The organism is Vibrio jasicida 090810c (assembly GCF_002887615.1).
GTDB lineage: Bacteria > Pseudomonadota > Gammaproteobacteria > Enterobacterales > Vibrionaceae > Vibrio > Vibrio jasicida.
This window is the reverse complement of record NZ_CP025792.1, coordinates 2,952,683-2,977,631: the sequence shown is the minus strand read 5'-3', so window position 1 is coordinate 2,977,631 and position 24,949 is coordinate 2,952,683. Positions and strand designations below refer to the sequence as shown.

General features: G+C 45.5%; 23 protein-coding genes. 6 read left to right on the top strand and 17 right to left on the bottom strand.

The window, feature by feature from the left end; genetic code table 11:
- Positions 1-34 precede the first annotated feature (34 nt).
- Positions 35-1,414 carry a DNA repair protein RadA gene (radA, locus tag C1S73_RS14245; protein WP_038865921.1) on the bottom strand — a complete coding sequence of 460 codons (1,380 nt, stop codon included), beginning with the start codon at positions 1,412-1,414 and terminating at the stop codon, positions 35-37.
- A gap of 151 nt (positions 1,415-1,565) precedes the next feature.
- Between radA and C1S73_RS14240 the strand changes: the two genes are divergently transcribed.
- A complete protein-coding gene (locus C1S73_RS14240; protein ID WP_038865919.1) occupies positions 1,566-3,914 on the top strand; it encodes a PilZ domain-containing protein in 2,349 nt (782 codons plus the stop codon).
- A 56-nt stretch (positions 3,915-3,970) separates the two neighbouring features.
- Here C1S73_RS14240 and serB read toward each other — a convergent pair whose 3' ends face one another.
- Positions 3,971-4,951: a phosphoserine phosphatase gene (serB, locus tag C1S73_RS14235; RefSeq protein WP_038865916.1), complete on the bottom strand. Its 981-nt coding sequence runs from the start codon at positions 4,949-4,951 to the stop codon at positions 3,971-3,973.
- A gap of 91 nt (positions 4,952-5,042) precedes the next feature.
- Here serB and C1S73_RS14230 point away from each other — a divergent pair, with 91 nt between their 5' ends.
- Positions 5,043-5,648 (top strand): YtjB family periplasmic protein, encoded by a 606-nt coding sequence (locus tag C1S73_RS14230; RefSeq protein WP_038866054.1) that lies wholly within the window; start codon positions 5,043-5,045, stop codon positions 5,646-5,648.
- Between the two features lie 90 nt (positions 5,649-5,738).
- Here C1S73_RS14230 and deoD read toward each other — a convergent pair whose 3' ends face one another.
- The 10 genes from deoD to C1S73_RS14185 all read right to left on the bottom strand — a co-directional run bounded on the left by deoD (position 5,739) and on the right by C1S73_RS14185 (position 15,972).
- Entirely contained in the window at positions 5,739-6,458 is a 720-nt protein-coding gene (gene deoD / locus C1S73_RS14225; RefSeq protein WP_038865914.1) for a purine-nucleoside phosphorylase, read from the bottom strand.
- Between the two features lie 145 nt (positions 6,459-6,603).
- Positions 6,604-7,824 (bottom strand): phosphopentomutase, encoded by a 1,221-nt coding sequence (locus C1S73_RS14220; protein ID WP_038865912.1) that lies wholly within the window; start codon positions 7,822-7,824, stop codon positions 6,604-6,606.
- A 68-nt stretch (positions 7,825-7,892) separates the two neighbouring features.
- A complete protein-coding gene (gene deoA, locus C1S73_RS14215) occupies positions 7,893-9,221 on the bottom strand; it encodes a thymidine phosphorylase (RefSeq protein WP_038865909.1) in 1,329 nt (442 codons plus the stop codon).
- A gap of 99 nt (positions 9,222-9,320) precedes the next feature.
- Positions 9,321-10,097, bottom strand: a complete 777-nt coding sequence (deoC, locus tag C1S73_RS14210) for a deoxyribose-phosphate aldolase (RefSeq protein WP_038865907.1) — start codon at positions 10,095-10,097, stop codon at positions 9,321-9,323.
- Positions 10,098-10,677: 580 nt separating this feature from the next.
- Entirely contained in the window at positions 10,678-11,961 is a 1,284-nt protein-coding gene (locus C1S73_RS14205) for a NupC/NupG family nucleoside CNT transporter (protein WP_038865906.1), read from the bottom strand.
- Positions 11,962-12,165: 204 nt separating this feature from the next.
- Positions 12,166-12,939 carry a TatD family hydrolase gene (locus C1S73_RS14200; protein WP_038865905.1) on the bottom strand — a complete coding sequence of 258 codons (774 nt, stop codon included), beginning with the start codon at positions 12,937-12,939 and terminating at the stop codon, positions 12,166-12,168.
- On the bottom strand, positions 12,926-13,093 hold the full coding sequence (locus tag C1S73_RS27780; RefSeq protein WP_158654985.1) for a DUF5363 family protein: 168 nt from the start codon (positions 13,091-13,093) through the stop codon (positions 12,926-12,928). Before C1S73_RS27780 ends, C1S73_RS14200 begins: the two co-directional genes overlap by 14 nt.
- 120 nt (positions 13,094-13,213) lie before the next feature.
- Positions 13,214-14,803 (bottom strand): peptide chain release factor 3, encoded by a 1,590-nt coding sequence (gene prfC / locus C1S73_RS14195; RefSeq protein ID WP_038865904.1) that lies wholly within the window; start codon positions 14,801-14,803, stop codon positions 13,214-13,216.
- A gap of 302 nt (positions 14,804-15,105) precedes the next feature.
- Complete coding sequence (rimI, locus tag C1S73_RS14190; protein WP_038865902.1) at positions 15,106-15,561, bottom strand: ribosomal protein S18-alanine N-acetyltransferase; 456 nt, start codon at positions 15,559-15,561, stop codon at positions 15,106-15,108.
- 12 nt (positions 15,562-15,573) lie between these two features.
- Entirely contained in the window at positions 15,574-15,972 is a 399-nt protein-coding gene (locus C1S73_RS14185) for a DNA polymerase III subunit psi (RefSeq protein ID WP_038865901.1), read from the bottom strand.
- Positions 15,973-16,035: 63 nt separating this feature from the next.
- On the opposite strand from C1S73_RS14185, the gene C1S73_RS14180 reads away from it, so the two are divergent.
- Complete coding sequence (locus C1S73_RS14180; RefSeq protein WP_038865900.1) at positions 16,036-16,488, top strand: hypothetical protein; 453 nt, start codon at positions 16,036-16,038, stop codon at positions 16,486-16,488.
- Between the two features lie 86 nt (positions 16,489-16,574).
- Here C1S73_RS14180 and C1S73_RS14175 read toward each other — a convergent pair whose 3' ends face one another.
- Together C1S73_RS14175 and ubiT are read right to left on the bottom strand one after the other, a co-directional pair.
- On the bottom strand, positions 16,575-17,078 hold the full coding sequence (locus C1S73_RS14175; protein WP_038865898.1) for a GNAT family N-acetyltransferase: 504 nt from the start codon (positions 17,076-17,078) through the stop codon (positions 16,575-16,577).
- Entirely contained in the window at positions 17,062-17,589 is a 528-nt protein-coding gene (ubiT, locus tag C1S73_RS14170; RefSeq protein ID WP_005431915.1) for a ubiquinone anaerobic biosynthesis accessory factor UbiT, read from the bottom strand. The genes C1S73_RS14175 and ubiT overlap by 17 nt, the downstream gene beginning before the upstream one ends.
- Before the next feature lie 266 nt (positions 17,590-17,855).
- Here ubiT and C1S73_RS14165 point away from each other — a divergent pair, with 266 nt between their 5' ends.
- The 3 genes from C1S73_RS14165 to C1S73_RS14155 all read left to right on the top strand — a co-directional run bounded on the left by C1S73_RS14165 (position 17,856) and on the right by C1S73_RS14155 (position 21,957).
- Positions 17,856-19,895, top strand: a complete 2,040-nt coding sequence (locus C1S73_RS14165) for a sensor domain-containing protein (protein ID WP_038865896.1) — start codon at positions 17,856-17,858, stop codon at positions 19,893-19,895.
- Between the two features lie 149 nt (positions 19,896-20,044).
- Positions 20,045-21,058 (top strand): ubiquinone anaerobic biosynthesis protein UbiU, encoded by a 1,014-nt coding sequence (ubiU, locus tag C1S73_RS14160; RefSeq protein ID WP_038865894.1) that lies wholly within the window; start codon positions 20,045-20,047, stop codon positions 21,056-21,058.
- Between the two features lie 20 nt (positions 21,059-21,078).
- The gene (locus tag C1S73_RS14155) at positions 21,079-21,957 is read left to right on the top strand and encodes a U32 family peptidase (RefSeq protein WP_038866052.1); all 879 of its coding nucleotides are present in this window, start codon (positions 21,079-21,081) and stop codon (positions 21,955-21,957) included.
- Between the two features lie 71 nt (positions 21,958-22,028).
- Here C1S73_RS14155 and vmrA read toward each other — a convergent pair whose 3' ends face one another.
- From vmrA to nlpI, 3 genes are all read right to left on the bottom strand, one after another.
- Positions 22,029-23,375, bottom strand: a complete 1,347-nt coding sequence (gene vmrA, locus C1S73_RS14150; RefSeq protein WP_038865891.1) for a sodium-coupled multidrug efflux MATE transporter VmrA — start codon at positions 23,373-23,375, stop codon at positions 22,029-22,031.
- Between the two features lie 57 nt (positions 23,376-23,432).
- Positions 23,433-23,846: a MarR family winged helix-turn-helix transcriptional regulator gene (locus C1S73_RS14145; RefSeq protein WP_038865889.1), complete on the bottom strand. Its 414-nt coding sequence runs from the start codon at positions 23,844-23,846 to the stop codon at positions 23,433-23,435.
- Positions 23,847-23,943: 97 nt separating this feature from the next.
- The gene (gene nlpI, locus C1S73_RS14140) at positions 23,944-24,867 is read right to left on the bottom strand and encodes a lipoprotein NlpI (RefSeq protein ID WP_038865887.1); all 924 of its coding nucleotides are present in this window, start codon (positions 24,865-24,867) and stop codon (positions 23,944-23,946) included.
- Positions 24,868-24,949 lie beyond the last annotated feature (82 nt).

The following is a 24,949-nucleotide window of genomic DNA, read 5'->3' as shown; positions in this document are numbered from 1 at the left end:
TTGTTACCCCTTAAATTGGGGCACAAGATGGCATTTACAACTCATCAAATGCTTCGATGGCCTCCGAGAGTTTTTTCACACCATGGATTTGCATACCAGGAATTCCGCCCTTAGGCATATTCGCCGCTGGCACTATCGCTTTCTTAAAGCCGTGTTTAAATGCTTCATTTAAACGCTCTTGGCCACTTGGTACTGGGCGAATCTCACCCGCCAAGCCAACCTCACCAAACACGACAACATCTTTCGGTAACGGGCGATCGCGGAAACTCGATAAAAGCGCCATAACTAACGCAAGGTCAGCACTGGTTTCTGTCACTTTTACACCACCGACGACATTCACGAACACATCTTGGTCTGCCATTTGAAGACCACCATGCTTATGCAGTACCGCTAATAATAAAGACAGGCGGTTTTGTTCTAGGCCAACCGCAACACGACGCGGGTTTGCCAGTTGTGAGTAGTCCACTAGCGCTTGAATCTCTACTAATAGAGGACGCGTACCTTCCCACACCACCATAACGGAAGAACCCGATGTTTCCTCTTCACCACGGGATAGGAAAATCGCCGAAGGGTTATTGACCTCTTTCAGTCCCTGCCCCGTCATGGCAAATACGCCGAGCTCGTTCACAGCACCGAAACGGTTTTTATGGCTACGCAAAGTACGGAAGCGGCTGTCAGTGCCACCATCGAGCAGAACTGAACAGTCAATAATGTGCTCAAGTACTTTCGGGCCGGCAAGGGTACCATCTTTTGTTACGTGACCAACAATAAAGACGGCGACATTGTTTTGCTTTGCGTATCTCGTTAATGCCGTTGCTGATTCACGTACCTGCGCTACACTGCCCGGTGACGACTGAACGTCAGACACGTGCATAACTTGAATCGAGTCGATAACCATAATGCGAGGTTGCTCTTTCTCGGCGATTTGGCAAATTTTATCGACGTTCGTTTCCGACAACATCTTTAGATGATCTTTCGGCAGCCCAAGGCGAGAGGCTCGCATCGCGACTTGCTGCAAAGACTCTTCACCCGTCACATACAAGGTTGGCATTTGAGAAGAGAGTAAGCACATGGTTTGCAGTAATAAGGTCGACTTACCCGCACCAGGGCTACCACCAATCAAAATCGCAGCGCCAGGAACAACACCACCGCCTAGAACACGGTCTAGTTCTTTAAAACCACTGGTGAATCTTGGGACTTCTTGTAAATCGATTTCCGATAAGGTTTGAACTTTCGATTCTGTTGCTGAACCAGCATAACCACTCAAGCGTTCATTGCGCGCAACCGTCGGAGAGGCTGCAATACGAACTTCAGTAATCGTATTCCACGCGCCACATGCGTTACATTGCCCCTGCCAACGCGGGAAGTCTGCGCCACAATCATTACAAACATACGCTCGTTTTGCTTTCGCCATGATGCCTCGATTTTTTCAACACTCGGTTTTTTCAACAAATGTGACCAAGCACAGCCATGTCAGACCTTATATGAGCAGAACTATTGATATACTCAAGTTTTGCTTTGCTTAGCCGATATAATTCGAATAACGACATACTTTAACAGAAATAATGCAGCAATCTGAAATTCTCTCGCTCGCAGAACGCCTCATCCCTGTTTATGGCGCTGATGACTTTGATTTCGTCCTGGGTCAATTGACTGAAGGAGAGCCACCATCGGCCAAAATTCTAGTAAAGATGGAGCTCAACCGTGTCATGGCTCCTTGTAAAAAGAGCATTGATTTGCGAGGTCGAGTGAAAGGTGAATGTCGTGAATACTTATTAGATGGCATTCCACATTGGCTGGATGATGTCGCCTTTAACGCTTACCACAAGAACCTGAAAAAGTACGGTGGTTACACCGAGGGCATGTGGGAGGCTTTGGTCAACACACGCAATAACTTCCGTGTGATGAGCAAAAATAATGGTAAGAGTGAAGAACGATCGCTGACCGATCCGAAAAGCCCTTTTCTTGCAGAGCCTGTGCACCTTGGGTATGACCTAAAACGTCAAGAGAAGCGTTTAAAAGTACAGTCCCAAGTGGAAATCGTTCGTTCAAAAGAGCAAGTGATCCATGGGTTGAGCATCGACCTTTCTTGTTCGGGGGCGAAATTCAAAGTCCCTAGCGCTTTTAAATACAGTCTGGGAGAAGTCATTCAGGTGACTTTTACTGAGTTTGCGAGCAAGTCTCAGGTCGCTGGCATTGAAAAGCCAATGACCTATCGTGTTCTAGCCGTAGATGATTGTTATGAAAATGACTCGATTCGCTACCTAAGAACGATTCGCCTGACGGAAACCAACATCATCGCTCGTGTGATTGACGAAGCACTAAATAGTGCAGCAAAACGAGCTCGTCATGACAACCAAGATAAAATCATTCGCGCTCGAACTCGTGGTTACGAGCACATTGCTCTCAAGCACACGAGCAATCTACCTCTGTTCTTCGAAGGTAGCGAACTTAAGTTAGCCATGTTAACGCCAAATAACCAAAAGTTATGGCAGTACTGGCACGATGAACGTAATCAGCAAGTATTTGGTTCGTTGTTCCATGAGCAAAGAATGGCATCGCTTATTACGCCAGGAGTTAAAGGAACAACCAATGTGCTTTATTCCTTTACCCATGAGCATGAAAATAAAACCTACTTCTATTCAATGCTCCGTCCAGAAGCGACTAGAGAACAACGCCAACTGTTTTGGCACTTAGGTGCAAAACGTTCAAGTTGGCGTGCGTTCCGTATTTCAATTTTTGAACTCTCTGAACAAGAGAAAAATGACCTTGCAGCGTTCTCTTCTGAGCTTGCTGAAAGCTCACAAAGACTGACACATGTCGGTATTTTGCAAGAGATCGCTGATGATAAATCCGGTCAAGATTACCTACTGACGGAGAAACCTCGTGTTCCTGCGAACACATTAAATTCATTTCGTCAGCCGAGGAAGATCATTGGCAGTCCTAAAGGTATCTATTTCGATGCGCAATCACGTCGCAAGGAACCTCGCTACCGTTTCAAAACGCCGTTGGTATTGGATGCTGGCAACCTAAAAGCCGCTGGTTTCACCATGGATATTTCCAAACGTGGCTTGGGAATCAGGTTAGATGAACCTACTGCGCTGCGTTCAGGGCAAGAGGTTCACATCAATTTCCGTGAGTTGCAGCTCTACGATAAGAAACTGCCCCTATCCGAGGTACCTTATCGTATTATTCGAGTGAGTCCTGATGGCCGTAGTGTGCAAATGGTGATAGACGAAGACAGCAAAACCATGCGTGTGATTGCTTTCTTTAATAGCATTATTGAACACAACCAAGACAAACTCATTCAACAAAAAGAGGTGCTACCAAGTAACCCACTGCTAGAAAGGCTGCACAGCGTGTTACTTTCTCGTACCTTGAGTACTCCGATCTTTATTAGTAAAAGTGCCACCTCTTCGGTTAAAACACCAGTGATAGGGGTGAACTTCCCACTTCCAAAACACATCGAGTTGTACGCTCGCTTGGGCCACAATCAACTGTTCTCGCTAGAACCTCTGTTTAAGGGTCGCTCCAGCACATTGATTGCCGACCCCATCAAGCGTATCGATGGCGCACAAGCAAGACATCAAGACATTTATATCAGCCTGATGAAGGTAGGCAGCAAGATCACGGGCCTCGAGTCTAAACTGCACCAAGATTTCACCAGTGTGAAAGAGCGCATTCAATTTATTAAGAAAGCGCGCATGATGGGCGAGTTCTACGCCACACGTATTTCAACCGCGCCGATCTTTGATCCAATGACCTCTTTGCTGCGCCAAGATTTGAGCGACCTGACTCAATTTGGTGTCCATCAAGCCAGCAAGTTAGAAAAAGAACTGACTGCTCTCGTCGGTTACAGTGAGTTTGAAGACATCACGGAAGAGGTCGTCGTCAGGCTTGAACTCACCGAATAAAGAAACACCGCCAACTATAGGCGGTGTTTTCTATTGGTCGGTCTTAAACCTTGAGCTTATGGCTTTGCTTGCCAGCTGATTTTCTGTTGCTTAACCAAAGCGCCTGACAGAATGCATAACACTCCACCGAGCCCCGCAAATCGAACTGATGTCTGCGCTTGTTGCTCTACCTTTGGTTTCGCATGATAAGCAATACCTAGCCCTGCTGCAGACATCATCACCAAGTCATTGGCTCCATCGCCTACGGCCACTGTATTGTGTTGTTCAATGTCATACTCTTCTGCAAGTTCAACCAAGATATCCGCTTTTGTTTGTGCAGAGACAACATCGCCAAGTACCTGACCGGTCAACTTGCCATCGATAATTTCCAATTGGTTCGATTGAGCAAAGTCCAAGCCAACTTTGTCTTTGATGAAATCAGAAAAATAAGTAAAGCCACCGGAAGCAATCGCCGTCTTCCAACCTAATGCTTTAAAGGTCGCAATCAGCGCTTCAAAGTCAGGCATAAATGGCAGTTGGCTACGTACTTGTTCCAAAATCGCTTCATCGGAACCTTTCAGTTTACCCACGCGCTGACGCAAACTTTGTTCGAAATCCAAGTCCCCTTGCATGGCTCGTTCGGTGACTTCTGCCACTTCTTCACCAACGCCTGCCAGCTTAGCGATTTCATCAATACACTCGATTTGAATCGCCGTCGAATCCATATCGAAAACCACCAGCCCTGGCGTAGAGAGATCCGGCACTTCATTAAGCGACGCATAATCAAGGTTAAGGTTCTTCAAAATGATTTCGTGCTCTGGAGTGAGTTGCCCAGCCATCAATGCAACTTCATACTGCCCAACTTTCCAAGTGTCTAAGATTGGATTGTAGAAACCAGTAAAAAAATCGATGTCTTCGAAGTTACGGGGCTCAAGATGTTCACCAAACACAATCCAGTTAGCCTTGGCTTTATCAAGCTGGGTGGCAAAGCGAGTTTCGGGTAGTCGTTTTAAAAGAGTCGTATGCCTTCTGATAGGCAAGCTTTTTGACGCGTCCATGTATATAATCCCTTGTGACTTTGCTAAAACGTTACCTCAACAAGCTAAAAAGGCAAGTCTTTGTTTTGTTTTGAATGGACGAGTAAACAGCATGAGTGAATCCCTGTTCTCAGTGAGGAATGCCCTACGAATCCTAGCGCTGATCCTGCTATGCGTGATGCTATTTATCACCATAAAAAACAGTGTCGTGATCAGTAAGGGCAACGAGAAGATTCAAGCACAGCAGCTTGAAACACTGACAAAAGTTTTGATTTCGCAAGCGTCGTTATCCGCTAGTGAAATGATCATAAATAAAGATCAAGAAAGTCTACTTAAGTTAACCAACCAACTTGCGCAAGACCGTTTAGTATTTGATGCCACCATCTATGATGCGCAAGGTGTACGTTTGGCTTCCAGTGAAGAGGCGCTTTCGGTACGTGAAGTGCTAGGATTAGATACACCGCTGGCGACAGCCTCTATCGGGCGCCAACAATTGGTCGAGCCCGTATCGGCTGATGGCGCTGTGATTGGTTTTGTTCGCGTGACCTTTGAAACAGGTCGTGTAACAGCAATTTCTGATCACCATTACCGCAAGAGTGATCGCTACATGTACATGATGGTTCTGATGAGCTTTGTGTGCGGCATGCTGTTCATTATGATTTTACGCAGACAACCAATCCGCCGTAAAAAAGGTGAAAACCTGTTACTGACAAAGTAGCTCTCATTCGATCTCGGATAAAAAAACAGCCCGCACAATGCGGGCTGTTTTTGTAATGCTTTAAAGCGAAAAGAACGCTATCCCTTCGTCTTACTCTTCATCGCCTAGTAGTACTGAATCAAGCGCAATCAGCATCATATCGTTGAACGTATTTTGACGCTCTTCAGATGTGGTTTGCTCGCCAGTCTTGATGTGGTCAGAAACAGTACAGATAGTCAGAGCTTTCGCGCCATACTCTGCTGCAACGCCGTAGATACCTGCCGCTTCCATTTCCACACCTACGATACCGTACTTGTCCATTACGTCGAACATTTCTGGATCTGGCGTGTAGAACAGCTCTGCAGAGAATAGGTTACCTACTTTCACGTCTACGCCGCGAGCTTTTGCTGCTTCTTCTGCTGCACGAACCATTTTGTAGTCAGCGATAGCGGCAAAGTCATGACCTTTGAAGCGAATGCGGTTCACTTTAGAGTCTGTACATGCGCCCATACCGATCACAACATCACGTACTTTGATGTCTTCGTTCACAGCGCCACAGCTACCTACACGGATCACTTTCTTAACGCCGAAGTCTTTGATTAGCTCAGTCACGTAGATTGAACAAGATGGGATACCCATACCATGGCCCATTACTGAGATCTTACGACCTTTGTAAGTGCCTGTGTAACCAAACATATTACGAACGTCACACACTTGAACAACATCTTCAAGGAAAGTCTCTGCGATGTATTTTGCACGTAGTGGGTCACCCGGCATTAGAACGACGTCTGCGAAAGCACCCATTTCTGCGTTGATATGTGGAGTTGCCATGTTTCTTTTCCTTAACCAGTCTCTAGCGATCCGCGCTGCTGTTGGCGGTTTTGGCTAGAATATTCTCATTTCCGACAAGCAACATTTTCATGCTGCGAACATAAAACTAGGAGCATGATGCTCCTAGTTTTCAAAACCTAAATAATTATAGGAAGTTCTTACCGTAATCCATTGGGGAAATACCGAAGTACGTTGCCAATGTTTGACCGATATCAGCAAAGCTGTCACGAAGGCCTAGTGAACCTGCTGGTACTTTCTTACCGTAAACAATCACTGGGATGTGCTCACGAGTGTGGTCTGTACCTGGCCATGTTGGGTCACAGCCGTGATCTGCCGTGAGGATAAGCACATCGTCTTCTTCCATAATATCCAGCACTTCGTTGATACGACCATCGAAGTACTCAAGTGCCGCGGCGTAACCTGCTACATCACGACGGTGACCGTAAGCTGAATCGAAGTCCACGAAGTTAGTGAATACGATCGTATTGTCACCCGCTTCTTTGATTTGCTCTAGTGTTGCTTCGAACAAGGCAGGGATACCTGTCGCTTTCACTTTCTTCGTGATACCGCAGTTTGCGTAGATATCCGCAATCTTACCGATAGAAACCACGTTGCCTTGCTTCTCTTCAACAAGTTTCTGTAGAACCGTTGCTGATGGTGGCTCAACAGAAAGGTCACGACGGTTACCTGTACGCTCGAATTGACCTTTACCTGCACCAACGAATGGACGCGCGATAACACGACCGATGTTGTAATCTTCTAGCTCTTCACGTGCAATTTGGCAAAGCTCTAGTAGGCGGTCTAGACCGAATGTCTCTTCATGACATGCGATTTGGAATACAGAGTCAGCTGATGTATAGAAGATTGGCTTGCCAGTCTTCATGTGCTCTTCACCCAGATCGTCAAGAACTTGAGTTCCCGATGCGTGGCAGTTACCTAGGAAACCGTCCAGACCAGCACGCTCAAGAATGCGGTCAGTCAGCTCTTTCGGGAAGCTGTTCGCTTTGTCAGTGAAGTAACCCCAATCAAACAGAACAGGAACACCTGCGATTTCCCAGTGACCAGACGGCGTGTCTTTACCTGAAGAAAGCTCTGCTGCGTGACCGTACGCACCGATGATCTCTGCGTCTGCATCTAGACCAGGAGCAAAACGACCTGTTGACTCTTTATGTGCCATTGCCAAACCCAGTTTAGATAGGTTTGGAAGACGAAGCGCGCCTTCACGTTTATCGTTGTTTGCTAAGCCTTGTTCACACTGGTCAGCAATATGACCAAGCGTGTCCGAACCTACGTCACCAAATTGCTTCGCATCAGCGGTTTCGCCGATACCGAATGAGTCTAGTACTAAAATAAATGCTCTTTTCATTGCTCGTTCCTTAGGCCCACTCGGCTTCTAATTATGATTGAGTAGGCCTTGTGTAATTACTTGTTCGATTAAAGATCTTCTGCACGGATTTGGCGGTAGACCTCTGGCGTTGGTGTATATTCTCCGCCTACTTTAATTGCGCTGCGAAGCGCTTTTGCCGCTTCTTCCCACTGCTCTTCTGTGCGAGCATGGATCACCGCTAAAGGCTTGTCACTGTCCGCTACTTCGCCTAAACGAATGAAGTTATCAAAACCAACCGCGTAGTCGATTTCGTCTGTTGCTACACGACGACCACCGCCCATAGAAACCACAGCCATGCCGATTGCACGAGTATCCATCGCAGATACAACGCCCGTTTCAGTTGCGTATACTGGTTTGATGATTTCCGCTTTCTCTAGGTAATTATCGTAGTTTTCTACGAAATCTGCTGGGCCACCTAGACCGGCAATCATCTTACCGAAGCACTCAGCCGCTTTGCCGTTATCTAGTGCTTCCATCAATTTCGCACGTGCGTCTTCTGTGTTCTCAGCCAGTTTGCCAAGTACTAACATTTCAGCACATGAAGCCATGGTTACTTCAAGTAGACGAGGGTTACGGTATTCACCTGTTAGGAAACGAACCGCTTCGCGTACTTCCACTGCGTTACCCGCAGAAGACGCCAATACTTGGTTCATGTCCGTTAGGATAGCGGTTGTCTTAGTACCAGCACCGTTTGCTACTGCTACGATTGATTTTGCTAGCTCTTCAGACGCTTCGTAAGTTGGCATGAATGCGCCAGAACCTACTTTTACGTCCATCACTAGAGATTCAAGACCTGCAGCAAGCTTCTTCGATAAAATCGACGCCGTGATCAGTGAAATATTATCTACTGTCGCTGTGATATCGCGAGTCGCGTAAACGCGCTTATCCGCTGGTGCTAGGTCACCCGTTTGACCGATAATTGCCACACCTGCGTCTTTGGTTACTTGACCAAATACGTCGTTTGTCGGTGTGATGTTGTAGCCAGGAATAGACTCAAGCTTATCCAGCGTACCGCCCGTATGGCCAAGACCACGACCAGAGATCATAGGTACGAAACCACCGCATGCAGCCACCATTGGACCAAGCATTAGAGAAGTCACGTCCCCCACACCACCAGTAGAGTGCTTATCGACAATTGGACCACCAAAATTCATGTGGCTCCAATCGATAACCATACCTGAATCACGCATTGCACAGGTTAGTGCGATACGCTCTGGCATCGTCATTTCATTGAAGAAGATTGTCATAGCAAAAGCGGCGATCTGGCCTTCAGATACACTGTTGTTTGCTACGCCTTGAATAAAGAAGTTGATTTCGTCGGCTGTTAGAACTTCGCCGTCACGTTTTTTACGAATGATTTCTTGTGGTAAATACATTAGTGCCTCCCAAGCTCATAATGAGCTATGGTAAAAGTAGGATAGAAGAGGTTTGGTAGCACCAAAGCTGGTGCTACCGTTCAGACGCTTTTTTTGGAATTAGTACGCTGTTGGATCAGCGACTTGGTCCGATACTTCTAATGTATTTAGTAGGTTTGTTAGCAGGCTAGACGCACCGAAACGGTAGTGACGAGCATCAACCCAGTTGTCACCAAGGATTTCATCAGCCATTGCTAGGTATGCCGCTGCATCTTCAGCAGTACGCACACCACCTGCTGGTTTGAAACCAACAGATTCTGCAACACCCATATCACGAATAACTTCAAGCATCATACGAGCGTATTCTGGTGTTGCGTTTACTGGCACTTTACCAGTTGAAGTTTTAATGAAGTCAGCACCTGCTTCGATACAGATTTGAGATGCTTTCTTGATTAGCGCTTCTTCTTTTAGTTCACCTGTTTCGATGATCACTTTAAGAAGGATATCACCACAAGCTTCTTTACATTGCTTAACTAGTTCGAAGCCAACTTTCTCGTTACCCGCCATTAGAGCGCGGTATGGGAAAACTACGTCTACTTCGTCTGCACCGTAAGCAACCGCCGCTTTTGTTTCAGCAACAGCGATGTCGATATCGTCGTTACCGTGTGGGAAGTTCGTTACAGTCGCAATGCGAACTTCTGGCGTACCTTGCTCACGAAGTGTCTTCTTAGCAATAGGAATAAAGCGAGGGTAAATACAGATTGCAGCTGTGTTGCCTACTGCAGTTTTCGCGTCATGACATAGCGAGATCACTTTTGCATCAGTGTCATCATCATTTAGCGTAGTAAGGTCCATAAGTTTCAGTGCACGTAGCGCTGCTGCTTTTAAATCGCTCATTTCTATCTCCGATCAATATTCAAAAAATTCACTACTCAGCTTCACATCACTTCTCTAACTATAATCAACAAGTAGAGACAGCGTGAGATTTTAGCTAAGCAGTCTATTAATGAACGGACTTGGTTCCCTGAAGACTCGGCATATACTGCGAAAAATCATATACCAATTGCTATCCTTGTCACCGCACAGTACCAGTTTGGCCTATGGCACAACAATCTATGATTGCGGTGTCTTTAATATCACATCACACAATAAAACGCTTGTGGGAACTGATATTGGAGGGCAATTCATTTGCCCATCGAGTATGTAATATTCACTCTGTGATTAAGTAGTTGTCAGAACCACCATTTCATGATTACTACATTATAGAGTTTCACCGCAAAACTGTAGCACCAAATAGAGCGCAAACGGTTTGTATCTCAAAATTTCCCAGCCCCTATTCCATCGACTGCGTAAGCGAATTGCATCGACCTACATACGATAAAATTTTCAGGCCTGAAAAACGAAAAATGCCCCGCAGCAATCTCTTGCTACAGGGCATGATTTAAAACGGCGTCTATATATTAAGAACCGATTCTAATTATAGTGCTGCAAGGCTAAGGCAGAAGCCTGCAATAGTCGCTGCCATTAGGTTAGACAACGTACCAGCAAGAACTGCTTTAATACCCATGCGAGCGATATCTGAACGACGGTTTGGTGCAAGGCTACCTAGACCACCAAGTAGAATCGCGATAGAAGAAAGGTTCGCGAAGCCACATAGTGCGAATGAGATGATAGCTGTTGTCTTAGCAGACATTACTTCACCAGTTGCTGCAACAACTTGAGCGCCTTCACCTAGGTAAGGTGTGAAGTTCAAGTATGCAACAAATTCGTTGATTACTAGTTTCTGACCGATGAATGAACCAGCAACAACTGCTTCGTCCCATGGAACACCGATTAGGAATGCTAGTGGAGAGAACGCGTAACCTAGGATAAGTTCTAGTGTTAGTTCAGGCATACCGAACCAACCACCGATGCCACCTAGCATACCGTTAACTAGAGCAATCAAACCAACGAATGCGATTAGCATTGCACCTACGTTTAGCGCAAGTTGTAGACCAGAAGCCGCACCGCCCGCTGCTGCGTCGATTACGTTAGCTGGTTTGTCGTCGCCACCGTCCATTGCTTCTTCGATATCTTCATGAGGCTTATCAGTCTCTGGGTGAAGAATCTTAGCGAACAGTAGACCACCTGGTGCAGCCATGAATGATGCTGCTACTAGGTATTCTAGTGGAACACCCATAGATGCGTAACCTGCTAGTACACCACCAGCAACAGACGCTAGACCACCACACATTACCGCGAATAGCTCAGATTGAGTCATTTTTGGAACGAACGGACGAACAACTAGAGGCGCTTCTGTTTGACCTACGAAAATGTTAGCTGCTGCTGACATTGATTCCGCACGAGATGTGCCAAGCGCTTTCTGTAGTGCACCACCAAGAATCTTGATAACCCACTGCATAACGCCAATGTAGTAAAGAACTGAAATCAGTGCAGAGAAGAAGATCAGTGTAGGAAGAACGCGGAATGCGAAGATGAAACCGCCGCCGCCGAATACTTCGAACATCTTGTCAGAAACAAGACCACCGAATAGGAAAGATGAACCATCGTTACCGTAGTTGATAACGTTAGATACACCAGTAGAGAAACCGTTTAGTAGATCACGGCCCCAAGGTACGTAAAGAACAAATGCACCTAGGATAAATTGGATAGCAAATGCGCCACCCACAGTTCTAAAGTTGATAGCTTTTCGGTTATTAGAAAATGCAAATGCAATAGCAAGAAGCACTACCATACCGACTAGGCTCATAAACAGGCTCATAGTTTATGACTTCCTTATAAGTTATTTATTGGCGTGTTACAAAATGGAGCTATAAAGCGGGGGCAATTATACTCATCCCGAATCAATTAAAGTAATGCCACCCTCACACTTTCTTATAAGATTCATCATTGATTCACTCTCGTTTGTGAGTTATCTCACAATAAGAAGGAAAACGTTTTCGCTTTTAAACACCATCTTTAGATTTTATTCACATATAGAGAAGGCAGAATTGCTATTTTCCCATAGCTGAGACGCAATCGATTGCTTATTTTCTATATGCAACGCAGACAGCTCATTTAAGACATAAATGAGTTTTGAAGGGTGATTCGGTTCGCCCTGATAGCCAAGTATAGGCATATCTGGAGCATCGGTTTCGAGTACAAGATGTTGCAGTGGTAACCTTTGAATCGCGTCGCGTGTTTTGTTCGCTCTTGGGTAGGTAATTGTGCCCCCAACTCCGATAAGAAAACCTAATCGAACCCACTCCATCGCCTGTTGATAACTGCCAGAGAAAGCATGCAACACACCACCTTTCGGCAACTTAGCGACTTTGACCATTTGGATGAGACGATTGTGTGCTTTTCGGCTGTGTAAAATAACGGGTAGTTCGAATCGTTTTGCCAGTTTGAACTGTAATTTGAGCGCCTGCTCTTGAAGCTCGGCGGGAACCTTGATAGCAAAGTCTAAACCACACTCCCCTATCGCAACGCATTGTCGGTTGCGTGAGGAAAGCAGAGATTCGAGCTCAGGAACAAACTGCTCAAACTCTTGTTGTAGAAAATAGGGATGAAAACCCAGCGCGTAATAAAGGTGAGAGTATTGATTGGCCAGCTCTTGAATACGAGCCCAGTTACTCGGCCCGATAGACGGAATCAAGATACGCTCTACCCCTTGCTCACGAGCGAGGTCGACTTGGTGAGTAAAATCCTGTTGAAAGACGTCAAAGTCAAAATGGCAGTGGGTATCAAACAGTTTCATTATTTGCTTTCCCTTGCTCTGCTTTTTTAGCAGGCTCGTCTTCATGAACTGGGTCTTGTTTATACGGCACACAACTGCGCTTTTGAGCAGGCGTCAGCCCCATCTCTTTGCACCAATCGTCATAGCGTTTGAGCCCTTTCTTAAACCAGTTCATCACACTCCCTTTTTAGCTAATAGAATTCGCGTTGCGCCAAATAAAAAGCCGCCGTTAGCTAAGTGTATAGCTAACGGCGGCTTATGATCTAGTACGCAATATAAAGCGAGTTAGATTCGATTAGTGCTCACGAGTCGCACGGAAATCGATATCAGGGAAACGTTCACGCGCTAGGTTTAAGTTAACCATGGTTGGTGCGATATACGTTAGGTTGTCGCCACCATCCAACGCTAGGTTAGTTTGGTTCTTACGTTGGAACTCATCCAGTTTCTTCGCATCACCACACTCAACCCAACGCGCCGTTGCCACGTTAACGCCTTCGTAGATTGCTTCAACGTTGTATTCTGACTTCAAGCGAGCCACAACCACGTCAAACTGAAGTACACCAACCGCACCAACGATCAAATCGTTGTTTTGTAGTGGACGGAATACCTGTACCGCACCTTCTTCAGAAAGCTGAACCAGACCTTTTAGTAGCTGCTTCTGCTTCAATGGATCTTTTAAACGAATACGACGGAACAGTTCCGGTGCAAAGTTTGGGATACCTGAGAACTTCAACGCTTCACCTTGAGTGAACGTATCACCAATTTGAATCGTACCGTGGTTATGAAGACCAATGATGTCACCCGCGTAAGCGTGTTCTGCACGAGAGCGGTCACCCGCCATGAAGGTAACCGCATCCGAGATACTCACTTGCTTGCCTAGACGAACGTGGTTCATCTTCATGCCTTGTGTGTAAGTACCCGAAACGATACGCATAAATGCGATACGGTCGCGGTGTTTTGGATCCATGTTTGCTTGAATTTTGAATACAAAACCTGAGAACTTGTCTTCTGTCGCTTCAACGTCACGTTCAACCGCTTGACGAGTCTTCGGTGCTGGAGCCCACTCAGTCAGACCTTCTAGCATATGATCTACACCGAAGTTACCTAGTGCTGTACCGAAGTAAACTGGCGTTAACTCACCCGTTAGGAACGCTTCTTGGTCAAACTCAGGGCAAGCGCCCATTACAAGTTCAAGCTCTTCACGAACGCTTGCTGCCAAGCTTTCACCCACTTTCTCGTCAAGCTCAGGGTTATCTAGGCCTTTGATGATACGAACTTCTTGGATCTCATGACCGTGGCCAGATTCGTACAGAATCGTTTCGTCACGGTGAATGTGGTAAACGCCTTTAAACTCTTTACCACAGCCGATTGGCCAGGTAATTGGCGCACACATCATGCCAAGTTCGTTTTCAACCTCGTCCAATACTTCCATTGGGTCACGAACGTCACGGTCAAGTTTGTTCATAAAAGTTACGATTGGTGTGTCGCGCAAACGAGTAACTTCCATCAGCTTACGAGTACGATCCTCGACACCTTTCGCTGCGTCGATAACCATCAAACACGAGTCCACCGCCGTAAGTGTACGGTATGTATCTTCCGAGAAGTCTTCGTGTCCAGGAGTATCAAGTAGGTTAACCAGACAATCGTTGAAAGGAAACTGCATGACAGACGTGGTTACCGAGATACCACGTTCCTTTTCCATTTCCATCCAGTCTGATTTTGCGTGTTGTGCGTTACCACGACCTTTAACCGTACCTGCTTTTTGGATTGCGTTTCCGAATAACAGTACTTTTTCAGTAATGGTGGTTTTACCCGCATCCGGGTGAGAAATAATAGCGAACGTTCTACGCTTAGAAACTTCGCCTAAAAAAAGGGGATTTGACATTAGTTAATCTTCTAAATTACTTTTATGCTCACAAAATGGGCAAGCATATCTACTATTCGATATTGTGCGGTATTCTCGCTTATTATCGCTATGCTAGCAAACTGGAAAGACATGAACTCAATTTACTCGGCTCATCCCCCTTTCCCTAGGGCTCACATTCCCTAGCGCCAACAATGGAAAACTAGCTCCACACAAAGAGATGTAAAAAATTCAAAAAATTATTATTACATATTCAATAGCCTCGAAGTCAGATACGCATTTATAGCATAAGTGTTGATGAGGTAATTCGTAATGACTAAAAACTAAATCAAAAATAAGTAACTCATAATGATGGCATCTTCTTTGCCATTGCCCGTTTTAGCTGGGTAATAGTTGTAACGACGATCCACTTCATTAAAGCCCGCTTGTTCATAAATATGAATAGCTGGATGGTTACTTTCACGCACTTCCAACCAAGCGCTCTCTGCTTTTGCTTGTTCACAGTATTCAAGGAAAGCATCCAAAAGCTTCTGACCTAAGCCTTTTCCTTGTTGGTGCGGTGCTATCGCGATATTGAGTAAGGTCACTTCACCCACAATATTCTGCGCATAAAAGTAACCCAATACTTGATGATCTTCCGTCATCACATGATGACAAGCACCTCGACTCGATAAATCTCGAACCAGTGATTCAGCCCAAGGGTGAGAATGTGCTTGCTGCTCAATTTGCCAAACTTGATCTGAGTGTTTAGCTTCCATCGGCGTAATTTGAATCGTCACGCTTTTGCTCCGTTACGAATACGAACAGATCTGCTGCCACAAGGCGCGACGTTGTTCGTTGTTGCCATCAATATCTTTCAGTTGTGGGGAAGTCAGTTGTTTTGCATTAACGCTTGCATCTACTTCACACCCAGCAAACCATACCCACTCCAACTCGTGCTCGCCTAAAGAAGATACTCGGCTCGGTTCTAAATACAGCGCATCGTCGAGCGAGAGTTTAATGCTCTTCAATACACGCTCAAACATCAAAGCTGTCTCGTTTTCAGGACACATTGGCGATACCAATAGGAGTTTACAAGAACTTTGCAAATCCAATAATGGCGACTGATAGCCTTCCAATCTTTCTGGGTGAGTCAGCTCCCATGTGCTGATCCCCATTTCATGTAAATATTGTTTCTCGTTAATTGACATCTTTTGTCACCTATTTGAACGAGGCAATCCTACCAAAATTTCGCATTTAAAGTCAGAGGTGTTATGAAGCTTTTCCAATCATTCGCAATCACATTGCTCATCGCGACCACCAGCTTTACTACTTTTGCTAAGGATAGCAACGATGGTTGGGAGCTGATCGCTGAAAAAACCGTAAACTTCCAAACGGAAACTGATACGGTTGAGCCAAATGGTCTTTTCAAAAATCGTAAATTCAGCAAGATTAAAATCAAGTGTACTCAAGGCACCATGAGCATCAAGAACATGAAAGTGACCATGACTGATGGCAGTGAAAAAAAACTCAAGACCATGGTCGGCACTTTAACTAAGGGCATGTCGACGCGCGCATGGACTCTACCAGGCTCTGAAGATGCTAAATTTAAGCGTCTGGATATGGAATACAAAAGCTGGGGTAACATGACTCTGAATGCCGCAGGTATGAGCAAAAAAGCCAAAATCGAGGTTTGGGGCAAAAAACGTATCCAAGAGCAAGATTAATCCACGTTTTCTCTTTGCGCATCGACAACAAAGCCCGCTTTTTAATGCGGGCTTTGTTTCTCTAAGTCGAGTAGATAGACGGCAAACTACAACTCAGAAAACTCTGGTGAGTAATCAATACGACCTGAACGACCATCACACTGGCCTTCTACTAATTCAGCGACACGGAATGCACCTTGTGGAACTTCCCATGCACAGTCAAAACCCATCTCTTCACCAGCTTCAAAACCTTGACGAGCGTAGTATTCAGGCTCACCTAATACCACACAGACTGGGTAACCAAAATCACGTAAAGAATCGAAACCTTCTTTAATCATTTCAGCTGCAATACCTTGACGACGGTAGTCTTCATGTACCGCCAGTGGTGCAAGCCCTTGCCAAGACAAATCTTCACCGTTTAGCGTCACAGGACTAAACAATGCGTGACCAATGACTTCACCTTCATCTGTACATGCTACCAACGACAAAGTGAGCTTGCCGTTTTCACGTAGGCGCATCACTAGATTGGCTTCCGCCTCAGTGGGGAAAGCATGTTTCAATAGGCGGTCAATGGTCAGAATGTCCGCAGGGGCTTCAGTTCGAATAAGCATTCGCTACTCCGGTTTCTTGTGCTGGTGCTTGAACGCCTTTTTGAACAAAGTCAGCCAGTTGGTTCAGTGCAACCTGCATTGCTTTTGGTAACTGCTCTAAGTCGACACTGTCCATCAGGTTTTTCACTTCCAAGCCAAGCTCGGTGTCACCTTCAATAGAAAGGCGACGTTGGAAGAACAGCGTGTCAGGGTCTTCTTTACGACCAGCAATAAGTACTAGGTCGTTAAGGTTACCACTAAAACTCACATCTTCCTGAACCGGTTTCTCTGCTACCACTAACTTTTCATCTTGGTAGCTGATATACCATGCTAAGTTCAAGTCTTTAATCGCAACTTTTAGCCACTTGTCTTCAAGGAACTCAAAATCGCCATCTTCTAGGGCTTCTTTGAACACCATTTTTAGGCCTTCTAACAAGGCTTTTTTCTGAACAGTTTGTGGCAATAACTGGACTGGAGATCGCAAAATTGATGCTGCGTTCTTTACTAGTTGACTGCGAATCTTGTTTAACACGCTAATTATCCGTTACTTTGTCATAAGGTCGTTTATATTACGCAATAGAGTAATACCAGTACCTGTTATGTATCAATAAAACTGTTTGTTTTAGAAGTAGGCAGTTTTACCAACCTTAGCGTCGTTTTTTTGACCTTACGTGTATTATTGACGCTAAGTCGTGGATAAACGCTTTAATAACGGTATGTTCAAAGTTATAGTTATCAAAATAGCGTTTTTATTACACGGACGAATAATCAGGCTCATTGGAGATCGGTAACACCTTAATGCCTTCCCAGCAATTACAACATTGGTTTGCAACGCTAACCTCAAATAGCCCTTTCTTTTTTGCCATTCTTGATAAGAAACACAATTATCGAATGGTAAGTGATCGCTATTGTGACATTGCAGGCTTAGGTCATGATGAAATCATCGGCCTTAACGACAGTCAGGTATTGGGAGAGCAGTTCTACAAAAAGCTCGCGCCCTACTATCAGCGTGCCTTCAAAGGCGAGCATGTCGAAGCAGAAATCACACTCGACGAAACCGATCTCGAAACCAGTTTGCACTTCAGTCTTTCTCCGATTCACGAAGAAAACGAAATCCGTTTTGTGGTTTTTCATGCCGTCGATACATCAGAAAAACAAATTCTGGTTCGCTCTTTAGAAGAATCTGAAAGCAAGTTTGCCAAGCTCACCCAGCTCTTACCTGACGGTTTATTGCTTGTTGAAGATGACATTATCATCTCTGCAAACCCTGCTTCAGCTCGCTTACTGGGGTTAAACTCTCCCCACGAATTACTGGGTGAAGAGCTTACTCGCTTGTTCATTGATGAAAACAGCAAAAAGGTTTTCACCCATCGCATCAGCACGCTGTTATCAGAAAAGCCCTTTGTTTGTTTAACCAGCGCACGTTGTGGATTTGAACGTAAAGTCCAATTGCATGCGGATACTACGGCAATTCTTGGTAGCGAGTCCCAAATCATATTGATCCAAGACGCTGATGATGCGCCAAAACTACTCTCTTCTGCCACCAATGAAGACGCACACATTGATTCACTGACCAAGCTGTACAATCGCTTTGGCTTTACTAAACGATTAGAGCAACTTATTAAGAGCCAGACACCGTTACTGGTTTTCTACCTCGACATCGATAACTTTAAGAATATCAATGACTCACTTGGCCACCACATCGGTGACAAAGTAATTCAAGAAGTCTCCGCCCGCCTAAAACGCTCTTTACCTAATCAAGCTATCATTGGTCACTTAGGCGGTGACGAATTTGGCATCATCCTGCCTGAGCCAGAAAACACTCGCATGGCGGAGATTTTATCTGAGCGCATTATTTCTCTGATTAACCAACCTTTCGATCTGCATCATTTCAGTAAACGCCTAGCATGTTCAATTGGCAGTGTGCGTTACCCAGAAGACGGGCAAGACGCGCGCATTCTGCTACAAAATGCTGATACCGCGATGTACGAAGCGAAAGACCGAGGTCGTAACCGTCTGATTAAATTTAACGATCAGATGAACAAAGAAGCACGAATGCGTTTGTGGTTGGAGATCGAGCTACAAAAAGCATTGCAGCAAAACGGCTTAGAAGTATGGTACCAACCAAAAGTTAACGCCCGTGACTTCAGCATTAACGGTGCAGAAGCACTAGTACGTTGGAAACATCCAGTCGAAGGTTATATCAGCCCGGGCGCATTTATCCCCGTAGCTGAACGTGCAGGCTTGATTGAACACCTTGGTCGTGTGGTAATGCGCGATGTGTTTAACACCGTAAAGCGCTGGAAACTGCAAGGCATCTTACCGGGACGCGTGGCGATCAACCTCTCTCCAGAGCAATTTGGTAACCCACAACTGATCGACTACATGGAAAAGCTGCTGCGCACTACCGAACTTGACCCAAGTTGTATTACCTTCGAGCTCACCGAAAGTGCAGTAATGAGCGACAGCGAACACACACTGCAAATGCTTAACGCGATCAAAAAGCTTGGTTTTGCTCTGTCTATCGACGACTTCGGAACGGGTTACTCTTCCCTTTCCTACTTAGCTCGCTTCCCTATCGATGAGCTAAAAATCGACCGCGCATTTATCAACGACATCGATACACTACCGAAACAGGTGACGGTGATTGAGAACATCATCAACCTTGGTAAATCATTAGATTTGACGGTTGTTGCCGAAGGTGTGGAAACCCACCAGCAAGCGACACTGCTCTCGAACCTGCAATGTAACTCGATTCAGGGCTTCCATTTTTACCGTCCTCAACCTAAACACGAGGTGGAAGAGTTGTTTGCGCAAAACCGCCGTCATAAGAACTGATCTCAACTGCAACAAAATCTGAGTGTTACCCCTTACTCTCAAGGGGTAAATCTCAACTTTATTGAGCTAAACCTAACTTAGGTCAATTTCGCTATTCATAATTCTTCATAAAATGCGGGCACCTTTTTATTCTCTAAAATTGTGAGCATATGGAACTCTTGTGTCCTGCGGGTAACTTGCCTGCGCTAAAAACCGCGATTGATTGCGGTGCAGACGCCGTCTATATCGGCTTTAAAGACGACACCAACGCTCGTCACTTTGCTGGTCTTAACTTTAACGGCAAGAAGCTAGAAAAAGCGGTGCAATACGTTCATGACCGCAACAAAAAGATCCACGTTGCGCTCAACACCTTTGCCCATCCAAATGGCTTTGATCGCTGGACAAATGCCGTCGATAACGCAGCGGCTCTTGGTGTTGATGCTTTGATTGTCGCTGACATTGCGGTTCTGGAATACGCTGCTCGCAAATACCCTGAACTAGAATTGCACTTATCTGTGCAAGCCTCAGCGACCAACGTTGCGGCTGTTGATTTCTACAAACAAAACTTCAACGTGAAGCGCGTTGTACTGCCTCGCGTACTGTCTATCCATCAGGTAAAACAGCTTTCTCGCAACATCACCAGCGATGTCGAGCTGGAAGTCTTTGCTTTTGGTAGTTTGTGCATCATGTCAGAAGGTCGTTGTTACTTGTCGTCTTACATGACCGGCGAGTCACCAAACACCGTGGGTGCGTGTTCTCCAGCGAAATACGTTCGCTGGCAAGAAACAGAAAACGGTCTGGAATCTCGTCTTAACGACATCCTGATCGATCGCTACAGCGCCGGTGAAAACGCGGGCTACCCAACCTTGTGTAAAGGTCGTTTCGACGCTGAAATTGAAGGCGAGAAGAAACGCTACCACGCACTGGAAGAGCCAACCAGTTTAAACACCCTTTCTATGATACCTGAGCTGTTTGCGGCAAATGTGGCTTCAGTAAAAATTGAAGGCCGCCAACGTAGCCCTGCGTACGTAGAACAAGTAACGCGCACATGGCGTGCAGCGATTGATCGTTACCAAGCAAACCCAGAGGCTTACCAAGTAGAAGCGGCTTGGGATGCAGCGTTGGCAAACGTATCGGAAGGTACGCAAACCACACTTGGTGCTTACCACCGTAAATGGCAGTAGAGGTTAAGATGGATAACTCAATGAAATACGCACTTGGTCCGCTGTTGTACTTCTGGCCAAAGCAAGATATTGAAGCGTTTTATGAGCAAGCAAAATCAAGTTCTGCGGACATCATCTATCTAGGTGAAACCGTGTGTTCAAAACGTCGAGAGATGAAACCTGCGCACTGGTTTGATATTGCGAAAGAACTGTCTACATCTGGTAAACAAGTGGTGCTTTCAACGATGGCACTATTAGAAGCGCCAAGTGAAGTCAACATCATGAAAAAGTACATCGACAACGGTGACTTCGCGATTGAAGCTAACGATGTGTCTGCGGTTCAACTGGCTTCTGAACACAAAGTGCCTTTCGTAGTAGGCCCAGCGGTTAATACATACAACGCCCACACGCTTAACTTGTTCCTAAAACAAGGCATGACCCGTTGGTGTATGCCAGTAGAGCTATCGCGTGAGTGGCTCAGCAACACGCTGGTTCAATGTGACGAGCTGGGTATTCGCAATAAGTTTGAAGTGGAAGTTTTCAGCCATGGTTACCTGCCACTGGCTTACTCGGCACGCTGCTTTACCGCTCGTGCAGAAAACAAAGCCAAAGACGACTGCGAAACTTGCTGTATTAAGTACCCAACAGGTATCCAAGTCAGCAGCCAAGAAGGTCAAGAAGTCTTCAACCTAAATGGCATTCAGACTCAATCGGGTTACTGCTACAACTTGGTCAATGATCTCCCGAGCATGGAAGGTTTGGTTGATGTGGTTCGTCTAAGCCCACTCGGTATCAGTACCTTCTCTGAACTAGACCAATTCCGTTCAAACGAGAAAGGCACTAACCCAGGCAAGATCCAAGACCGCCAATGTAACGGTTATTGGCATCAGCTTGCTGGCTTAGAAGTGAAGAACATCTAAGCCCTTCTCAGGGTTTTCAAGCCAATAAAAAAGCGAGGTGTTAACCTCGCTTTTTCGTTTGCGTTTTTCGATTAAGAAACTTGAACACTCGGCTCTACAGTACTCTCATTCATTAACTTCTTAATATCACGCCACAACATACTCATCACCACTAAGCTCAAAGCAATGTTAGATAGTGGGAATGCAATCCAAATACCCGTCACACCAAATAGCTTGGGCATAATAAACAGGAACGGTAATTGGATAACCATGTTGCCAATGGTCACAAACATGGCTTTGCTGCCTTTGTTCACCGATTGGTAGTACGCCGCAGCAACCACTAAGAAACCATCCAAGAACAATGCAAACATATGGAGGCGAATGCCGACTACTGTCGCATCAATCAGGTTTTGATCGGCATTGTTGAACACCGAGACAAACTCATACGGGAAGATGTTCATCAAAATAACAAACGCGACACCACCGAGCACTGACGTGCCCATTGCGACCTTCAACAGCTTACGAATATTGTCTTGGTTGCGTGCGCCATGGTTATAGCTCACTAAAGGCTGCATACCATTAGCGATGCCTTCCGCGATCAAGTAGTAGACCGTAACGATATAACCCAAGATGGCGTAAGCACCAATTAACAGAGCGCTACCATACTGAGCAAACAGCGCGTTGTGCAGCGCGACCATCATTGAGCCGTATGCGTACATGAAGAAGCTTGATGTGCCGATCATGACAATCTTAGGGATAACATCAAACTGCATCTTCAAGTCACTGAAAGACAAACGCATGTTGGCTCTGGAAGTAAAGAAGTATCCCACACCAAGAATGGTGACCACCATCTGTGCTAACGCAGTCGCAATAGCTGCGCCCTCAAGCTCCCAACCAAGCCAAGCAATAAACAGGTAATCAAGCACGATATTGATCACGGCACCAATCACCATCAAGATGGTGGCTAAGTTCGGGCTATCATCGTTACGCAGCAAAAACGGCACTGCGATTGAACCTAACGAGAACACACACGCCACGCTTAAGATGTGCAGGTACTGCAAACCAAGTTCGTATACTCGCCCTTCAGCCCCTTGCCAACCAATAAAGTCATCAGCGAAGAAGAACAAAGTTGTTGCTACGACAGGCATCAAAGCAACTAAAAGCAAAAGACCAGTTGAAAGAATACGTTTAGCACCTTCACTGTCTTTTTCACCTTGTTTGATAGAGGCGAGTGCACCCGTACCTACGCCTACCATCATACCAATACCAAGTATCGAGCCAATGATCGGCCAGGCTACATTGATCCCGGCTAATCCATCAGCCCCTACATAACGACCGATAAAAATGCCATCTACGACTTGATATAAGCCGTTGACCAACATGGCTGCAACGGTCGGAATTGTGTATTTCCAAAACTGTTTATATATAGAGTTTTGCATGACTACCACCAATAGTTAGCAAGGCTAACTAAATAGATAAAAGAATAAAATGTATGTTTAGTTTCCGAGCGCTTTATCCAGTAGCGCTTTCAGTTGCTGTGCTTCTTGTTTATCAAGTTTACGCACGAGTTGTTCAGAAATATCCTTGTAAACCACTTGCTCTAACGACATTTCTTGAATGACTTCTTCCGTTAAAAGAACACGCTTTGAACGTGCATCTTCATTACAAGCAATGCGTTGTACTAATCCTTTTTTCTCCAAACGAACCACCATGTTAGAAGCGGAAGGTTTTGTCACCTGAAGATCCTCAGCAAGGTCCGTAATTCGAACGCCCTCTGGGTAAAGCTGGATCACTCGTAGATAATCAAACTCGTTAAAGCTCAAATGAGAAAGCGGATCTTCCTTGGCATAAACACGCCACGCTTTTGCACAAAAACGTTCCAAATCAATCAAGCTTTTTTCTAATGCCATTGAGTACAATCCATTTAGTTAGCAAGGCTAACTATTTTAGTGAAGAGGTTCAAAATCTTCAAGCACAAAAAAGCCGCTCTAAGTGAGCGGCCTTCTGTTATTTTGTTTCTTCTTTTTGTTGCTCGGCTTTGAGTTTAGCCAGCTGTTCTTGTTGTAGCCTATCGTATATTTGAGCCAACTCTAGGAAAGAGTAACGATGCTCAACATACTCATACACATTGAAAGAAATCGCCAATTTATACAAGGCAATTGCATCAGCCACATCCCCTTCCAGTTGATAGCGCTTACCTAAATAAAAGTAGGTTTCTGTCAGGCGCTCCGCAAGGCGGTAATTTTCACGCGTGCCATCCATAATAGCTTTAAGTGCGGCATCATCTGACACATCACGAAGCATAATGGCAACAAGCACCCATCCCCACTCTTCGCTGCGATCACGTTGGTAGCGTTTTTCTAAGTTCGCTTTCGCTTGCTCAGGGTTTTGCTCTGCTTCTATGATGTATAACCATAATGCACGGAATGGGTCACTAGGCATCTCTTCGTAGTGCTTAGTCATGTCCTCTAAAGCAAGATCAATTCGACCGCCGTAGTACAACGCAATGGCTCGATTACGTTCTGCGTAAGAGTTTTCTGGTGCTAATTCTAACGTTGAGTCAAAGGCTTCATAAGCCGCATCAAATTCACCTACCTGGGTAAAGTACACCCCAAGTAAGTTAAATATATCAGGTTGAGCAGGGTTTAATTGTAGAGACTGGTTGAAGTCCAAACGAGCAAGATCACGAAGGCCAACGCTGTCGTAGTAGTTACCACGTTCGTAATGCATTTTTGCGCGCACTTCATCACTTAGATCAGGGCGTTGTAAAAGCTGAGACAGACGCGCGATCTGAACCTCTTGTTGAACACTCGGCTGCAGAGGAACGGCCATCGGTGGATAAATCCATTTCTCCGATGACTGTTGAGATGTATTAGCACAACCGGTCAGCGCGATAGCAACACATAAACTTGCGGTTTGAAACCATTTCACTAATTAGTACTCCTGTTTGGACCGCTCTGGGTCTGTTTCTCTTTTATGCACTATAGGATAGTTAACCTCATTTGAGGGTAAA

Bases quoted from the DNA above. Each gene is read 5' to 3' on its own strand.
- radA (WP_038865921.1), bottom strand. From the start codon at position 1,414: ATGGCGAAAGCAAAACGAGCGTATGTTTGTAATGATTGTGGCGCAGAC.
- C1S73_RS14240 (WP_038865919.1), top strand. From the start codon at position 1,566: ATGCAGCAATCTGAAATTCTCTCGCTCGCAGAACGCCTCATCCCTGTT.
- serB (WP_038865916.1), bottom strand. From the start codon at position 4,951: ATGGACGCGTCAAAAAGCTTGCCTATCAGAAGGCATACGACTCTTTTA.
- C1S73_RS14230 (WP_038866054.1), top strand. From the start codon at position 5,043: ATGAGTGAATCCCTGTTCTCAGTGAGGAATGCCCTACGAATCCTAGCG.
- deoD (WP_038865914.1), bottom strand. From the start codon at position 6,458: ATGGCAACTCCACATATCAACGCAGAAATGGGTGCTTTCGCAGACGTC.
- C1S73_RS14220 (WP_038865912.1), bottom strand. From the start codon at position 7,824: ATGAAAAGAGCATTTATTTTAGTACTAGACTCATTCGGTATCGGCGAA.
- deoA (WP_038865909.1), bottom strand. From the start codon at position 9,221: ATGTATTTACCACAAGAAATCATTCGTAAAAAACGTGACGGCGAAGTT.
- deoC (WP_038865907.1), bottom strand. From the start codon at position 10,097: ATGAGCGATTTAAAAGCAGCAGCGCTACGTGCACTGAAACTTATGGAC.
- C1S73_RS14205 (WP_038865906.1), bottom strand. From the start codon at position 11,961: ATGAGCCTGTTTATGAGCCTAGTCGGTATGGTAGTGCTTCTTGCTATT.
- C1S73_RS14200 (WP_038865905.1), bottom strand. From the start codon at position 12,939: ATGAAACTGTTTGATACCCACTGCCATTTTGACTTTGACGTCTTTCAA.
- C1S73_RS27780 (WP_158654985.1), bottom strand. From the start codon at position 13,093: ATGAACTGGTTTAAGAAAGGGCTCAAACGCTATGACGATTGGTGCAAA.
- prfC (WP_038865904.1), bottom strand. From the start codon at position 14,803: ATGTCAAATCCCCTTTTTTTAGGCGAAGTTTCTAAGCGTAGAACGTTC.
- C1S73_RS14185 (WP_038865901.1), bottom strand. From the start codon at position 15,972: ATGTCAATTAACGAGAAACAATATTTACATGAAATGGGGATCAGCACA.
- C1S73_RS14180 (WP_038865900.1), top strand. From the start codon at position 16,036: ATGAAGCTTTTCCAATCATTCGCAATCACATTGCTCATCGCGACCACC.
- C1S73_RS14175 (WP_038865898.1), bottom strand. From the start codon at position 17,078: ATGCTTATTCGAACTGAAGCCCCTGCGGACATTCTGACCATTGACCGC.
- C1S73_RS14165 (WP_038865896.1), top strand. From the start codon at position 17,856: ATGCCTTCCCAGCAATTACAACATTGGTTTGCAACGCTAACCTCAAAT.
- ubiU (WP_038865894.1), top strand. From the start codon at position 20,045: ATGGAACTCTTGTGTCCTGCGGGTAACTTGCCTGCGCTAAAAACCGCG.
- C1S73_RS14155 (WP_038866052.1), top strand. From the start codon at position 21,079: ATGAAATACGCACTTGGTCCGCTGTTGTACTTCTGGCCAAAGCAAGAT.
- vmrA (WP_038865891.1), bottom strand. From the start codon at position 23,375: ATGCAAAACTCTATATATAAACAGTTTTGGAAATACACAATTCCGACC.
- C1S73_RS14145 (WP_038865889.1), bottom strand. From the start codon at position 23,846: ATGGCATTAGAAAAAAGCTTGATTGATTTGGAACGTTTTTGTGCAAAA.